A 15,182-nucleotide genomic window follows, 5' to 3' on the forward strand; every position below is an offset into this window, starting at 1 on the left:
AGGCAGCAATCGAATGGAGAACTGCGCTGGAGTATAGGAGGGGAGTTCTTAACAAATTGTGAAAGCTGGCAGGCCAACCACACATCCCCGTGGGAGCGGGCTTGCTCGCGATGCTATCGCCGCGGTCTGACTGCAAAACCGCAGTGATAGCATCGCGAGCAAGCCCGCTCCCACAATAAACCCAAGGCGTCAGAACGTCGCTTTGACCTGCAATCCAGCGACCAGGGCATTGCTGCGCTTGGCGCCGTAGAACGCGCCCGGTTCGATGATGTACTGCAGGTCCGGCCGCAACAGCAGCCACGGCGTGACTTGTGCGCCATAGTTGAGCTCGAGCAACTGCTCGCCGCTGTCCAGGCTGGCAATCATGTCGGCTTGCTCGGGGCTGCTGGCCGCTGCTTCTTGTACATCCCGTGAGCGCGAGTTGAACACGGCGCGGCCATAGGCAAAGGCAATGCTGTCTTTCGGGCGGCTGGCAAACGGCTTTTGCTTGACCAGACCCACCGAGTACCAGTGGCTCATCGGTGAGGTCGCGGCATTGCTGCTGGCCGCCTGGCCAAAGGCGCGCAACACGCTCTCAGGGTCTTGTTCATCACGCCAGATGGCCTGGTCGACCAGCACATACGCGCCGGTGCGGTTGTTAGCTTTTTGCGTGCTGCCAATTTTGCGGGTATTGGAGGTGTCGTAGTACCAGCCCACTTTGTATTGGCCGTTGAGCCAGGCGTTGTTGGTGAAAATCGCCTCCAGCGGCATGATCGCCCCCGTGGTGCCTTTGGTGGTCATGCTAAAGGCTTCGGAGGAGCGGCTGTTGTACTCGGGGTTGACCTGGAATACAGCCGTTTGCAGGGTCAGTGCCGGGCTGACGGTGTAGCGCAATTCGCCGCCCCAGTGACCGGTCGGGTAGTTGGTCCAGCCACTGCCGTTGGACTGGGTCAGCGGGTGCGCGCAAAAACCGGCGTTGACGAAATTGGTCAGCAGCGGCAAACCGCCAAAGTCATTGCCCATCGGCATGAAGCCAAGCTTGGTGGTCAGGTCTTCGGAAAACAGGGTGCGCTGGTAGCTGAACTCAGACAGGCGGGTGAAGTTGCCGCCGGCGTTTTCCTGGATCGGCAGGCGGTTGCCCACCAGATCTTCGGAGGCGCTGTGGCCGCGACGATCATTGACGGTGATTTGCACCAGGCCAGCATCGGCGGTGCCGAGCAGCTTACTCAGGTCGAACTGGGCACCGATGCGCACTTGCTGCGAATAACGGGTGCCGTGTTTGATCCCGCCGTGCAGGTTCGAAAAGGTTTCGGAGTTGTAATCACCGGTCAGCTTGACGCCTTTATCGATCAACTTTTGGCGTTCGCCACCCCAGTCGCCGGTCAGGGTCGAGCGGTTCATCAGGTTGTCGGTAGTGTCGGCCAGTACGCAGGCAGGCGTCAGGGCCAGCAATGACAAGCCGCTGCACAAGCTGGTGTTCAGCAGGGCGCGGGAAGAGAAAAACATCTACAGAAGCTCCTTCATGTGAGGTGTCGGCGAACGGGCCGCGACACGATGTCGCACATTATGAACTAGTTGGTTAATAATTTTCATATTTGGTTACATGCCCTCCCTGGAATGACTGAAGGCGTCGGTTGTTCCCTTCCGCTAGACTCCCGCGTTTATCCGTACCAAGGGATGTTCATGATCTGGTTTCTTGAAGGGCAATCCAGCCAACGCGACGTGATTGCAGGTGCCCGGGCGGCGCTGCCCGATGACGTGCGGATATTTGCTTCGCACCGACAAAATCGCCCTGAAATTACCGGGTTGGCGGATGTCGCCTGGAGCGAGCCGCAGGACAATCAAGAGCGCATTGGCTGGGTCATCGAGCAGGCCCGTGCCCATCAGATCAAGGTCGTGCTGGCCGGGCGTGTCGGGCAGGTGTACGAAGCTCACCGCGCCGAGTTCGAATCTGCCGGACTGCAGCTGGTGACGGGCGCTCTGGATCTGGACACCTTCGAGCGGGTCGACGACAAGTCTGCGTTCACTCGCGAGGCCCTGGCCGCAGGGTTGGCGTGCATCCCCGCAATCACGGTGAGCACCCGGGCCGAACTGCAAGAAGCCTATGCCCAGCTCGCCCGTGATGGTCAGGTGTGTGTAAAACCGACCCGCGGCATTTACGGTCAGGGCTTTTGGCGCTTGGCCGATGACGTGGACCCGTTTCGCAGTTTCGCCAATGCCGACGCCCATGAAGTCAACGTCCAGGTCTTTGCCCAGGCCTACGGCCAATCCGATGCACCCAAGCCGTTGCTGGTCATGCCTTATATGCCCGGCAGCGAGTGCTCGGTGGACATGGTCTGCGAAGCAGGCGAGGCCGTGGCGTATGTCGCAAGGCGCAAACAGGGGCTGATGCAGACGTTCGAGCGTGACGGTGCAGCCGTCGAACTGGCGATCAAGGCGGCGCGGCACTTCAAGTGCGACGGTATCGTCAATGTACAAACCCGGGATGATGGGGCTGGCCAGCCGCACTTGCTGGAGATCAATCTGCGTTACTCCGGTGGCATCGGCTATACCCGTGAAGCGGGTGTCAACCTGCCCGGAATCTTTGCCGCTCGTCGTCTTGGCCTGCCCGTCCCGGCCAGCGTCTGGCGCGAGGATGTTCAGGTCAAGGCGATCACGGTAGTGGTTCCGGTTCGCGGCAATTCGCTGTTAGGTTGAATTGACGTTTCCGGTAACCATTTTTCGCTTGTCTTAAATTATCGACTCGCTGATCGTCCCCCACTTTTTAAGTATTTCCAGGTAGTAAATGTTGATGAATAGCGCTAACCCCGTGACCGATCCCAAGGTTTTGCATGCAAACCTCAAGCGCGGTCGTCTGGAGGTAGAGGTCAATGCATCGACCTTTGACCCACAGGCACTTTTCGATTTTGCCGAGCGGCGCAATCCAAAGCGGGCTTTTTTGTTTGTTTCCCGCGTGCTGGGTCGTCATATCCCGGCCCGCCCATCACTGATGGCTGAGAGCTTCAATGCCCTGGCCAGCAAGATCCCCGCTGACTTGCCTGGCCCGGTGCTGGTGATCGGCATGGCCGAGACGGCCGTGGGACTGGGCGCCGGTGTACACCGTGCGTTGAGCCAGACTCGCCCTGACAGCGTGTACCTGTGCAGCAGTCGCCACCCCACGGGCAGTGAACTGTTTGCCCGTTTTGAAGAAGAACACAGCCACGCCAGCTCGCACTTGTTGCACCTGCCGCAAGATGCGCATACCCGTGAAATGATGCTCAGTGCCCGTTCTCTGGTGCTGGTGGACGACGAAGCGTCGACCGGCAATACCTTTATCAATCTGTCCCGGGCGCTGGCTGAAGCGGGTCTGGACTCGATCGAACGCATTGTCACCGCCACCCTGACAGACTGGTCGCAGGACGCGGTACGCAAGGCCATGGGTGAACACGTCACGAGCGTCTCCTTACTCGATGGCCGCTACACATTCGCCGAAGATCCCACCGCAGAGTTGCCTGATATGCCCGAAGTGGGCAGCGTGGCCCACGGCGACTGGGCGCTCGATCCGGATCGAGACTGGGGACGCATGGGCGTGCGTGAGCACCTCGATACCCTGGCGCCCGATTTGCAGGTCGCGCCCGGCGAGCGAGTATTGGTGATTGGTACCAGCGAATTTGTCTGGCGTCCGTTTCTGCTGGCTGAGCGGCTTGAACGAGCGGGTGCCGATGTGCACTTCAGCTCCACCAGCCGTTCGCCGATTGCCCTGGGCCATTGCATCGACCATGCGTTGTCGTTCTCTGACAACTACGGTCTGGGCATCCCCAACTTTATTTATAACGTCGCACCCGGCCAGTTTGACCGGGTGCTGATTTGCAGCGAAACCCCGGCGGCTGCCGTCGACCCGGCGCTGGTCAGCGCATTGAATGCGCAGGTAATCGTTGATGAACAGTAATCGTCCTCTGGTGTTCGTTGATCTGGACGACACCCTGTTTCAAACCGCCCGCAAAATGGGCGATGAGCCTCGTTTTGCGGCCACCCTGGACGTTGACGGCCAGCCCAACGGCTTTATGAGTGCGACCCAAAAGAGCTTTGTCGAGTGGCTGCTGGCCACCAGCGACGTGGTCCCGGTGACTGCGCGCAGCATCGAAGCCTATCAGCGGGTGCAATTGCCGTTCGCTCATGGCGCGGTTTGTGCTCACGGCGGGGTCATCCTCAACCCGGACGGCTCCCTGGATCCGGTCTGGCATGCACGCATGTGCGACGAACTGGCACTTGAGCAAACCCGTCTGCACCAGCTCAGCGAGCAAACCCTGGCTATTGGCGCAGAGCTGGGTTTCTCGTTGCGTGGCTGGGTGGTAGAGGAGCAGGGGCTGGCCAATTACGTGGTCACCAAGCACAACAACGAAACCGACCAGGCACTGCTCACCGTGTTGGCCGAGGTCAAGGCCCGGGGCTTGCTGGACGGGCTGTACGTGCACGGCAATGGCAACAACCTGGCGTTCCTGCCCCTAGCCTTGCAAAAACGCGAAGCGGTGCGCGAGTGGATCCGCCGCGATCAGGCGATCAACGGTAAGCGTCCGTTGCTGGGCTTTGGAGACAGCGTCTCGGACCTGGGCTTCATGGCCGAGTGCGACTGGTGGGGCACACCCAAGCGCGGCCAACTGGCCAGTCACGTGCTGGCGAGTGTCGATCATGAGTAACCCTTTCGCAGGTCTGGAGACTGTCGGCAGTGGTAGCTATGACGCCGATGACGTGCACTTTTTACTGCGCGCCCTGCAGATGGAAGTCACCGATGTGCAGGAAAAGGAGCGGTTGATCCAGACCCGGCAGCGCCATTACTCCGAGATGATCAGCCAGGAGCATGCGCCGTCCGACACCCATAAAAGCCTGTATCAGCTGGCCCTGGCACAGAACGGCGCCCGCATGGCGGCTGATGTGCAGGCGCTGGCGCTGGCGTTGAACGAGCGCTACAGCGGCCCGACGATTGCGCTGGTGTCGTTTGTGCGGGCCGGTTTGCCGTTGGGTGTGTTACTGCGCCGGGCGCTGCTCGATCTGGGGCGCGAGGCTGCGCATTACGGGATCAGCATTATTCGTGACCGTGGAATCGACAACGTCGCACTCGAAGCTATCATCAAAACCCACGGTGCCGAGAACATCGTGTTTGTCGATGGCTGGACCGGCAAGGGCGCGATCAGCGGCCAGATCCGCGACAGCCTGGCGGGTGATTCGCGTTTTGCGCCTGATCCGCGTCTGGTTGTGTTGGCCGACCCCTGTGGTCGCGCCTGGCTGGCGGCATCGGCCGAGGACTGGCTGATCCCGTCGGGTATCCTGGGGGCCACGGTTTCAGGACTGGTTTCCCGTTCCATCTGGCCACAAGACCCGGGCCTGCATGGCTGCGTGGTGTATGACCATTTGGCGGAACACGACGTGACCATGAGTTTTATCCACAGCATCGAAACCGAGCGTGCGCTGCTTGCACCACAGGCGAGTGCGCAACCCTGGACAGCGGAGCAGGCTGGCGTGTTGCAACACTCGGCTGTCGCTGCGGTCGAACGTATCTCGACCCGGTTTGCGGTGACCAACCCCAATCGGGTCAAACCGGGTATCGCTGAGGCAACCCGCGCCGTGATGCGCCGTGTGCCGGACCACGTACTGGTGCGCAACCGTGACGATCAGGACGTGCAACTGCTCCTGCACCTGACGCGCCAGGCCAATATCGAGGTTCAAGAGGTCGGTGATGAATTGGGGCCGTATCGCGCTGTGACCGTAATCAGGAGTGTTCGCTGATGATCAAGCACTCAGCCTATGCCTTGGGCGCCACACTTTATATGCCGGCTACCCGTCCCGACATTCTGGATGTGGTGCTGGGCGAAAAGATCCAGGGTTTGCGCTCGCTGGTGGTGTGCCTGGAAGACGCTGTGGCCGAAACCGACGTGCAGCAGGGGCTGAACAACCTCAAAAACCTGCTGCTGGGCATCGAAGCGCGAGGCGGTCGTCCGTCCGCCGGTCCGATCCTGTTTGTGCGGCCACGGGATGCTGCGATGGCAGCGGTGCTCAATGAATGGTCGCTGATGCGCCATGTTGACGGCTTTGTGGTACCCAAGCTGAGCTTGAGCAACATCAGCGAGTGGCAGCAGGCGGTGACCCGCGACGACCTGATGCTCATGCCAACCCTCGAAACCCCGGAAGTCTTTGTCCCCAATGCCATGGTTGAGTTGCGCAGCGCCATGCTGGAGCAATTGCCGGGGCGCATTATCGCCTTGCGCATTGGCGGCAACGACTTGATGGGCTGCCTGGGCTTGCGTCGTCACCCGGCCATGACCCTGTACAGCACGCCCATGAGCTATGTAATTCCAATGTTGTGCGGGATCATGGGCTCTGCAGGCTTTGCCCTGACCGCACCGGTGTTCGAACAACTGAATACACCGCACTTGCTGGAGCAAGAGCTGGCGCTGGATATGGCCCACGGGCTTGTGGGTAAAACCGCGATCCACCCGTCGCAAATTGCAGTTATCCACAGGGCGCTGCAAGTCAGCCTTGAAGATCTCAACAGTGCACGCCAAATACTAAGTGAGGCGGCGCCTGCGGTGTTCAAGTTCAACGACGCCATGTGCGAGCCTGCGACCCATTACAAATGGGCGCAAAAAATTATTGAACGAGCGCATTGGCAGGGGGTTCGCCCTGAAGTTGCCAGCTCGTCAGACACTTTTGGAGGCAGCCTGCGATTGGCTGAATTAGTGGGTTGAACGACGTTTTGAATACAAAGGTTAATGGTAAGCAAGTTCTGTCAGCGTTCGATTTCGATGGCACGTTGACCTATCACGACACGTTTGTGCCGTTTTTGCGCTTTGCCTTTGGCAATCGGCTGTTCGCGATGCGTTTGTTCCGGATGATTCCGGCCACTGCGTGCTATCTGTTGGGTAGGATTTCGCGTAATGACCTGAAAGAAAAGCTCATCGCTGTCTACCTGACGGGTGCCAAAGAGGCGTGGGTAAAAGAACGCGCAGAAGCATTTTGTGACGTTTCGTGGCAGCGCTTAATGCGGCCTTTGGGCTTAACATCCGTCGCCAACCAGCTTGAGCAGGGCGCCAACGTTACGATTTGCTCGGCGTCCCCGGAATTGGTGCTCACACCGTTTGCCAGAAAACTCGGTATCGGCCTGATCGGAACACGTCTGGCGTCAGTCGATGGCGTGCTGACGGGGGATATCGAAGGTATCAACTGTCGCTGTGAACAAAAAGTCATCCGGCTGGAGGCGCAATACGGGCCTTTGGACCAATACACATTACGTGCCTGGGGTGACACCGTAGGCGATGAACAAATGCTCGGGGCCGCTCAGGAGCCACATTGGCGCGAATTTCACGCGCTGTGGCGTCGCAAGCGGCCACTTGACGTGTGTTTGCGTGAAGGGCTGTAAGCCAGGCGTAAGCAAAGCGTGTCAATAATCAGCAATTACCTATCGTGCTTCAGTGCAGACAAGGAGACGCTTCATGGCCATTTCGCTGTCCAAGAATCAAACCATTTCTCTCGAGAAAGAAGCTGGAACCGGTCTCAAGAAAATTCGCATGGGCCTGGGCTGGGACCCGGTCAAACCGAGCGGTTTTTTTGCCAAGCTGCTGAGCAGTGATGCCGCCATCGACCTGGATGCCTCGTGCATCCTGCTCGACAGTGCCAAGCAAGCCCTGGACCTGGTGTGGTTCCGCCAGCTCAAGTCCAACGACGGCTCCATCGTTCATTCCGGCGATAACCGCACGGGTGAGGGCGATGGCGACGACGAATCGATCCAGGTCAACCTGGAGCAGCTGCCTGCCGGGGTCAAGCACCTGGTGTTTACCGTGAACTCGTTCACCGGGCAAAACTTTGAAGCGGTAGAAAACGCCTACTGCCGCATTGTTGACGAGCTGACCGGCAAAGAGCTGGCGCGCTTCAACCTGTCGGACAAAGGCCGTCACACGGGCGTGGTCATGGCGTACATCAGCCGCACGGCTGCTGGCTGGGACCTGACCGCTATCGGTACCGTGGCCAATGGCCGTACCGCACAGGATCTGGCCAGTGATGCGGCCCAGGCGGTGCGTGCATGACGACTCTGACTCCTGGCGCCAATACCGCTGTCGCTGCCGGCAGCCTGAGCGTCACCATCAGCTACACCCCGGTGGCGGGAGCTGATCTGGACGTGTCTGCATTCCTGCTCAATGAATCGGGCAAGGTGCGCGGCGACAACGACATGTGCTTCTTCGGCCAGCAAAGTGTCAACAATGGCGCGGTCAAGCTGGTCGAGTCGGCTGCAGGTCGCAGTGTGTTCAGTGTCAATCTGGACGCCATTGATCAGGCCATCGAAAAAGTCGCCCTCACAGCGACCATTTACGAGAACAAGGCCCGGTTCGACGCCTTCCCGCAACTGACCGTATCGGTGAGTGGCGGCATCGAAGCGCCGATCCCTACACAGGGCATGCAGGAAACCGCGTTGATCCTCGGCGAGTTCTATCGCCGTCAGGGCGCGTGGAAGTTCCGCTGCGTGGCCCAGGGCTTTGCCGGTGGGCTGGCACCTTTGGCGCAGCACTTTGGCGTTGATATTGCCGCGCCTGCGCCTGCTCCGGCAGTTGCCCCGACGCCTGTTCCACCGCCTGCCCCGGCACCTGCTGCACCTGCTCCAGCCCCTGCATCGAAGATCAATCTGTCGAAGATCACACTCGACAAGCAGCGTCCGTCCATCAGCCTTGAGAAAAAGGACGGTGACTTCGGCGAGATCAAAATCAACCTGAACTGGAACCGTACCAACCCCAATGCCAGCGGCGGTGGCGGCTTTTTCGCCTCCTTGCGCGGTAAGTCCGGTGGTATCGATCTGGACGTGGGTTGCCTGTACGAGATGGACAACGGCCGTAAAGGCGCGGTTCAGGCCCTGGGCAATGCCTTTGGTGATTTCCGTGACGAGCCGTTTATCCAACTGATGGGCGACGACCGCACCGGCTCCGTGAGTGATGGCGAGTGGTTGCGTATCAACGGCAAGGAGTGGCGCAAGATGCGTCGCGTGCTGATCTACGCGTTCATCTACGAAGGTGCTCCGAACTGGCAGGCCACAGATGGCGTTATCACCTTGTACATCCCGGGTGAGCCGCCGATTGAAGTGCGTCTGAGCGAAGAGGGTGGCACCAAGGGCATGTGCGCCATCGCCTTGCTCGAAAACGTTGGTGGCAGTGTGAAGGTCAATCGCAAGGTTGAATTCTTCAAGGGCCACTCCGACATGGATAAAGCGTTCGGTTGGGGTATGCGCTGGGCTGCTGGCTCCAAATGAGCGCTATGTAACTGGCCGCCTGCCGAAGCAGGCGCCGCCCCCTCAATTTCTGACAAGGTGACTCCAATGCTCGAATGGCTCAAAACCAACGCCACTGCCGCCCGTGACAAGCTCTCGACGGAAGTCAGCAAGTTCAAGAACCGTGAATTCATGGAAGCCGTGGTTTCCGGGTGCGCACTGGTGGCGGCTGCCGATGGCAACATCAGCAGCGACGAAAAACAGAAGATGGTCGGGTTTATTCAAAACTCGAATGAGCTGAAGGCCTTTGACGTTAAAGACGTGATCAAGGCCTTCAACGCCGTCTGCGAAAAATTTGAGTTTGATCAGCAGATCGGTCGCGCCGAGGCGCTGAAGTCGATTGGTCAACTGCGTAAAAAAGAAGATGCCGCCCGTCTGCTGGTGCGTGTTTGCTGCGCAATCGGTAGCGCCGACGGCGACTTCGATGAAAGTGAGCGGGCTGCTTGCCGCACTATCTGCAATGAGCTGGGGTTGAACCCTGGCGATTTTGATCTCTGAGGACATCATGGAAAACACGGCAATTGGCTTTCCGCCAACTACCATCGCTGTATTTGTGGCTCTGGCGGTCATTGCTCTGGCAATCGACCTGTTTACCCACAAAAGCGATAAACCGGTCTCACTGACCAACGCCGCCGTCTGGTCGGTGTTCTGGGTGCTGATCTCCCTCGCCTTTGCGGGCTACCTGTACTACGCGCACGGCCCAAGCGTTGCCAGCCTGTTCGTCACCGGTTACGCGCTGGAAAAAGTCCTCAGCGTCGACAACCTGTTCGTGTTCATGGCCATTTTTGCCTGGTTCAAGATCCCGGACGCGCTGCGTCACCGTGTTCTGTACTGGGGCATCATCGGTGCCATCGTTTTCCGCCTGATTTTCGTGGCGATCGGTACCGGTCTGCTGGCGTTTGGCCCTTGGGTCGAAGTGCTGTTTGCGGTGGTCGTGGCCTGGACGGCGATCATGATGCTGCGCAGCAAGGAAGAGGATGAGGAGGAGGATTACTCCAAGCACATCGCCTACCGTTTTGCGAAAAAATTGTTCCCTGTTTGGCCGAAGCTGCACGGACATAATTTCTTTGTTTCGCGTACAGAGCTTGAAAAAGAGATCACGAAGCCGCAGAACAAGGGAATGACCCTTGTAGGCAAGGGCGCTCTTTTTGCGACACCACTGTTTTTGTGTGTGGTGGTGGTTGAGGTTTCAGACATTCTGTTTGCCTTCGACTCCGTACCGGCAGTGATTGCCGTGAGCCGTGAACCCTTGATCGTGTACTCGGCCATGATGTTCGCAATTCTGGGCCTGCGTACCATGTACTTCGTTCTCGAAGCGCTGAAACGCTACCTGGTACACCTGGAGAAATCGGTTATCGCGCTGTTGTTCTTTATCGCCGGCAAGCTGGCCCTGAACGCAACCGATCACCTGTTTGGCCACGGTATCAGCATTGATCCAAACACCAGCCTGATGGTGGTGTTGGTGGTATTGGCCATCGGTATCGTGGCCAGCATCATCTTTCCCGGTAAGGAAGAAGAGCAGTCCGACGTTAAAAACGACACGAACGCTTGATCGCACATTACTAAGGAGAATTACACATGGCACTTTCCCTTTCCAAAGGCGGCAACCTGTCCCTGTCCAAAGAAGCTCCGGGGATGACTAAAGTTCTCGTGGGTCTGGGCTGGGATGCTCGTTCCACCGATGGTCAAGACTTCGACCTGGATGCGAGCGCTTTCTTGCTCAAGGCTGACGGTAAAGTCCGCGCTGACTCCGATTTCATTTTTTACAACCAGCTAAAAAGCACTGATGGCTCGGTTGAGCACACGGGCGATAACCGTACCGGTGAAGGCGACGGCGATGACGAGGCGATCAAGGTCGACCTGTCCAAAGTGCCTGCTGACATCGACCGTATCGCGTTCACCGTGACCATTCACGAAGCCGATGCGCGCAAGCAAAACTTCGGTCAGGTTCGTGGTGCGTTCATTCGCATTGTGAACCAGGACAACAACAGTGAAGTGGCGCGTTATGACCTGGCTGAAGACGCCAGCACTGAAACCGCGATGATCTTTGCTGAGCTGTATCGCAATGGCGCCGAGTGGAAATTCCGCGCGGTCGGTCAAGGTTTTGCCGGCGGTCTCAAGCCATTGGCTGAAAGCTACGGTCTGAAATTTTAATCTGCACCCCATCAACTTTTCATATAAGGGTTCACGAACATGGCAGTAAGTCTGAGTAAAGGCGGCAACGTTTCCCTGACCAAAGAAGCTCCGGGCCTGACCGAAGTGATTGTGGGTCTGGGTTGGGATCCTCGTGTCACTGACGGCCAGGAGTTCGACCTGGACGCCTCGGTGTTCATCGTTGGCGAGAGCGGCAAAGTGCTGAACGACGGCAGCTTTGTGTTCTACAACAACAAGACCTCGCCGGACGGCAACGTTGTGCACCAGGGCGACAACCGCTCGGGCGCGGGCGATGGTGACGACGAGCAAGTAAACGTCAACCTGGCGGGTCTGTCGCAAGACGCCAAGAAACTGGCTTTCGCGGTCACCATCCATGACGCTGATGGCCGTAAACAAAGCTTTGGCCAGGTTTCGAACGCTTACATCCGCGTTCTGAACAAGGCAGACGGCAAAGAGCTGGCACGCTTTGACCTGAGCGAAGACGCTTCGACCGAAACCGCGATGGTATTCGGCGAGCTGTATCGCAATGGCGAAGAGTGGAAGTTCAAGGCTATCGGCCAGGGTTTTGCTGGTGGCCTGGCGCCATTGGCTTCGAACTTTGGCGTTAACCTGGGCTAAACCCCGGCGTTAAACAAAAGGCCCTCCCCGGTTTCGGGGAGGGCCTTTTTTTGTGCGTCTGTCCATCACCTGTGGGAGCGGGCTTGCTCGCGATGCAGGCGACACGGTCTGTCTGGATAACCGCGTGATGCAATCGCGAGCAAGCCCGCTCTCACAGGGCCCGGGTCAAAAACTCATTTGCCATTGCCCGATCAGCCCGTGGGTGCGGCTGTTGCTGCCCATGTCGCCGGTGTAGCCCACGCCCAGTGTCTGTCGGGCCGATACGCCAATATCCAGTCCGGCTTCCAGTACCAAACTGTTGCGATCAAGCGCACTGCCTTCGACATTGAACGCAGAACCACCCAGCACAAAGCTCTGATTCGTTGAACTGCTGACATCGCCATAGGTGTGCTTCCAGCCTGCGCTCAGGCGGGGCGTGAGGCTCATGCCGTTTTCCAGTTGGCTCAAATGGGCCAGACGCACGCCCAGGGTGCTGCTGAAGTTGTCCTGGGTCTGCTTGTCGACGCGCAACGCGGCCGCACCGCCTTTTTCGGTGTAGCGGTCACGCTGGTAGCGTTGATAACCCAGGTTGGCAAACGGCTCGGCACTCAAGCGGCCGCTGCCAAGGGCGTAACCCAGTTCGGCAAAAGCCTGCTGGCTGCTGGCGTGGTAATCGCCCTTGGGCTGGTCGGTAAAACCGTTAAACGCCACGCTGCGTTTGCTGTCCCCGTTATGGCCGCTGTAGGCCGCGCCCAGACGCACTGCCAGCGCACCGCTCTGGCGTATCCCGTAGACACCCGCATGCCAGCTGTTGACCGTGCCCTCCATAGCGCTGCTATCCACATCGGTTTTTGAGTAGCCGCCCAGCACGCCCATGCGCCAGTCCGGTGTCAGGGCCCAGTCGGCGCCCAACACGCCGCCTTTGGTGCGTTGGGTGAGGTCGCTGTTGCCGTGTGTCCCGTCCAGTCGGCCATAGCTGCCCAGCCCCTGGAGCCAGAGTCGGCCTTGGGCATTCGGGTCGTTGAGGTTGCGCACGCCGGGCGGCAGGCCGGTGGCGGCCAGGGCAGGGGTGTCCTGAGCGGCACTGGCGACCCGCAAACCGGCGCCTGCGCCCACGGACTGCATGGCCGCCAACATGCTGCTGCCCACCTGGGACGTGGCGCCCAGGGTGGCGCTGCTCAGGCTGGCGTTGCTGCTGCCCGCCAGTTGCTCGATGGCCGCCCCCGCCGCTTGTGTGCTGGTGTTGAGCAGGGCGTTATACAGCGCGTTGCCCGCCTTGAGCTGGCTCAAGCCGACGGCGGCGCTGTGGCCGTTGGTGCTGCTGGTGTAATCGGCAAAGGCCACGTCATTGCGGGCATAGGTCAGCTCGACGCTGGTGGGGGTGTAGTTGAGCGTCGGGGTGAGGAAGGCATAGTCACTGGTGACATTGCCAAACGTGCCGTCGATGGTGCCAGCGTTCAGTACGCGGTATTGGCTGAGCCACGGATAGGTGCCGCTGCCGGCATTAATGGCCAGCGTTGCACCGTTGAGGTGGGCGGTGCCACCGACCAGCACCGGCGCGCTGCTGCCATCGGCGTTGACGCCGTAGGCCAGGGTCGCGCCGTTGCTCAGGGTCAGGTCATGGGTGATGGTAGCGGTGCCCAAGTGCGGGCTGGCTTGCAGTGTGCCGTTGACCAGCAGGTTAGCGACACTGCCGCCACCGGCGTAAATGCCACCATCCTCCACGGTGAGGGAGCCACTGATGCCGCCCTGATTGATCAGGCGGGCGCCGCTGAAAATCGTGCCCCCGTCACTGAAATCGTTCTGGCTGGTGAGTGTCCAGCTACCGGATTTGACGTCCAGCCATTCGAAATTCTGGCTATTGCCCAAGCGCCCACCGGCCGGGTCATCGAAAGCTACCCGGTCGTAGCCGCTGCCGCCGTCCACCAGGCCATCGAAACGGCTGGCACTGCCCAGTGTCAGGCGGTCATTGCCACCGCCCAGGTCCAGCGCCTGGCCGTTGCTGCCACTGATCAGGCCATTGTTGATGACCTGATCATCGAACTCGCCCACAAACTTTACGCCAAAGCCGTCCAGGCCCTGGATCGTACCGTTGTTGATCAACGTGGTGGCGGCCAGGCCTGAGCCATCACTGCCGTCGTCCACCAGCACCGCATTGTTGGCACCGCTGACCCGTGCGCCTTGGGCGTTGTAGATATAACCACCACCCAGCGCGATCCCTTCGCTGCCATTGGCAAAGCCGTTCTTGTCGACGCCACCCGCGCCGGTGCCCTGGATCACCCCGTAGTTCTCAATATGGGCGATCAGGTCGATATCCACGCCATCGCCGTCACCATTGGGCTTGAGCCCGGAATAGGCGCCGGTGATGGTGCCGTGGTTGATCACGGTGCCATCACCGTCCGAGCCGAAGCCCGAACCGTTGCGCCCGGTGACGTCGCCATAGTTGATCAGTGTTGCGCCCAGGTCGGTGGTGATGCCGTGGCGCCCGCCCGAGAGGGTGCCGTAGTTGGTCACCGTCACGCCGGTTGCAGAGTCGATGTCGACACCGTCGAACTTGTTGTCGTCGTTCAGGGCGTCGCCTGTGGAAATCTCGCCGTAGTTGAGAATCGTGGCGTTGGAGCCGGTCTTCATACCGTCGCTGAACTCGCCGCGAATCAGCCCGCCTTCGCGGTTGATCAGGGTGGTTTTGACGTCATGGCTGCGCACCGCGTCGAGGTCGATGGCCTGACCGCTATCGGTTGAGCGAATAGTGCCGCTGTTGTCGATCAGCACACTGCCGCTGCTGAAGTGGGTATCGATACGCAAGGCATCGTTGCTGCCCTGAATCGTCGCGCCGCTGCGGTTGAAAATGCTGTAGTTGCGCTCGCCGCTTGCGCTGCCGCTGCTGTCGATGGCCCGCCCGCCCGTCGAGATCAGGCTGCCTGCGTTGTCGATGACTACCCCCGGGCCACTGGTGCCGCCCTTGAGGGTGACGGCCACTTTTGCGGTGGTCAGGCTCGCGGCCGGCTTCACCGCCAACGTATCGCTGGCGCTCAGATTGAGTGCGCTGGTGCTGGGTGTGTCCAGGCTGATGTCACTGGCGAGTGCCAGCGGGGCAACCGCGCTTGAACTTAAAAGCGCGATGGCCAGCGCAAGGCGTTGGGGGCAGAAGGGCATGTTGGGCGAC

At 59.6% G+C, this 15,182-nt stretch carries 14 protein-coding genes; 12 read left to right on the forward strand and 2 right to left on the reverse strand.

Translation table 11 applies throughout. The features are described from left to right. Positions 1 to 189 precede the first annotated feature (189 nt). Positions 190 to 1,485 carry a carbohydrate porin gene (locus TU76_RS22100; protein ID WP_048352511.1) on the reverse strand — a complete coding sequence of 432 codons (1,296 nt, stop codon included), beginning with the start codon at positions 1,483 to 1,485 and terminating at the stop codon, positions 190 to 192. Between the two features lie 177 nt (positions 1,486 to 1,662). Between TU76_RS22100 and TU76_RS22105 the strand changes: the two genes are divergently transcribed. The 12 genes from TU76_RS22105 (at position 1,663) to TU76_RS22160 (ending at position 12,037) form a co-directional block, all read left to right on the forward strand. Beyond that, the gene (locus TU76_RS22105) at positions 1,663 to 2,676 is read left to right on the forward strand and encodes an ATP-grasp domain-containing protein (RefSeq protein ID WP_046809762.1); all 1,014 of its coding nucleotides are present in this window, start codon (positions 1,663 to 1,665) and stop codon (positions 2,674 to 2,676) included. A 94-nt stretch (positions 2,677 to 2,770) separates the two neighbouring features. Continuing rightward, the gene (locus tag TU76_RS22110; RefSeq protein ID WP_019827337.1) at positions 2,771 to 3,907 is read left to right on the forward strand and encodes a phosphoribosyltransferase domain-containing protein; all 1,137 of its coding nucleotides are present in this window, start codon (positions 2,771 to 2,773) and stop codon (positions 3,905 to 3,907) included. Further along, positions 3,897 to 4,655, forward strand: coding sequence for an HAD family hydrolase (locus TU76_RS22115; protein ID WP_019827338.1), 759 nt, complete (start codon positions 3,897 to 3,899; stop codon positions 4,653 to 4,655). The genes TU76_RS22110 and TU76_RS22115 overlap by 11 nt, the downstream gene beginning before the upstream one ends. After that, the gene (locus tag TU76_RS22120; protein ID WP_048352512.1) at positions 4,648 to 5,742 is read left to right on the forward strand and encodes a cysteine protease StiP family protein; all 1,095 of its coding nucleotides are present in this window, start codon (positions 4,648 to 4,650) and stop codon (positions 5,740 to 5,742) included. The genes TU76_RS22115 and TU76_RS22120 overlap by 8 nt, the downstream gene beginning before the upstream one ends. Further along, positions 5,742 to 6,701 carry an HpcH/HpaI aldolase/citrate lyase family protein gene (locus TU76_RS22125; protein WP_019827341.1) on the forward strand — a complete coding sequence of 320 codons (960 nt, stop codon included), beginning with the start codon at positions 5,742 to 5,744 and terminating at the stop codon, positions 6,699 to 6,701. Before TU76_RS22120 ends, TU76_RS22125 begins: the two co-directional genes overlap by 1 nt. Further along, positions 6,698 to 7,372, forward strand: coding sequence for an HAD-IB family hydrolase (locus tag TU76_RS22130; RefSeq protein WP_019827342.1), 675 nt, complete (start codon positions 6,698 to 6,700; stop codon positions 7,370 to 7,372). The genes TU76_RS22125 and TU76_RS22130 overlap by 4 nt, the downstream gene beginning before the upstream one ends. Before the next feature lie 73 nt (positions 7,373 to 7,445). Further along, positions 7,446 to 8,036, forward strand: coding sequence for a TerD family protein (locus tag TU76_RS22135; protein ID WP_019827343.1), 591 nt, complete (start codon positions 7,446 to 7,448; stop codon positions 8,034 to 8,036). Next, positions 8,033 to 9,247 carry a TerD family protein gene (locus TU76_RS22140; protein ID WP_019827345.1) on the forward strand — a complete coding sequence of 405 codons (1,215 nt, stop codon included), beginning with the start codon at positions 8,033 to 8,035 and terminating at the stop codon, positions 9,245 to 9,247. The genes TU76_RS22135 and TU76_RS22140 overlap by 4 nt, the downstream gene beginning before the upstream one ends. Before the next feature lie 66 nt (positions 9,248 to 9,313). After that, a complete protein-coding gene (locus TU76_RS22145) occupies positions 9,314 to 9,763 on the forward strand; it encodes a tellurite resistance TerB family protein (RefSeq protein WP_019827346.1) in 450 nt (149 codons plus the stop codon). 7 nt (positions 9,764 to 9,770) lie between these two features. Then, positions 9,771 to 10,817 (forward strand): TerC/Alx family metal homeostasis membrane protein, encoded by a 1,047-nt coding sequence (locus TU76_RS22150; RefSeq protein ID WP_019827348.1) that lies wholly within the window; start codon positions 9,771 to 9,773, stop codon positions 10,815 to 10,817. A 26-nt stretch (positions 10,818 to 10,843) separates the two neighbouring features. Further along, positions 10,844 to 11,419, forward strand: a complete 576-nt coding sequence (locus TU76_RS22155) for a TerD family protein (RefSeq protein ID WP_019827350.1) — start codon at positions 10,844 to 10,846, stop codon at positions 11,417 to 11,419. A 39-nt stretch (positions 11,420 to 11,458) separates the two neighbouring features. Next, positions 11,459 to 12,037 carry a TerD family protein gene (locus TU76_RS22160; RefSeq protein WP_019827352.1) on the forward strand — a complete coding sequence of 193 codons (579 nt, stop codon included), beginning with the start codon at positions 11,459 to 11,461 and terminating at the stop codon, positions 12,035 to 12,037. Positions 12,038 to 12,202: 165 nt separating this feature from the next. On the opposite strand, the gene TU76_RS22165 is transcribed toward TU76_RS22160, so the two are convergent. Continuing rightward, a complete protein-coding gene (locus TU76_RS22165; RefSeq protein ID WP_048352513.1) occupies positions 12,203 to 15,172 on the reverse strand; it encodes an autotransporter outer membrane beta-barrel domain-containing protein in 2,970 nt (989 codons plus the stop codon). Between the last annotated feature and the right edge of the window lie 10 nt (positions 15,173 to 15,182).

This window comes from Pseudomonas psychrophila, assembly GCF_001043005.1.
GTDB classification, from domain to species: Bacteria; Pseudomonadota; Gammaproteobacteria; order Pseudomonadales; family Pseudomonadaceae; genus Aquipseudomonas; species Aquipseudomonas psychrophila.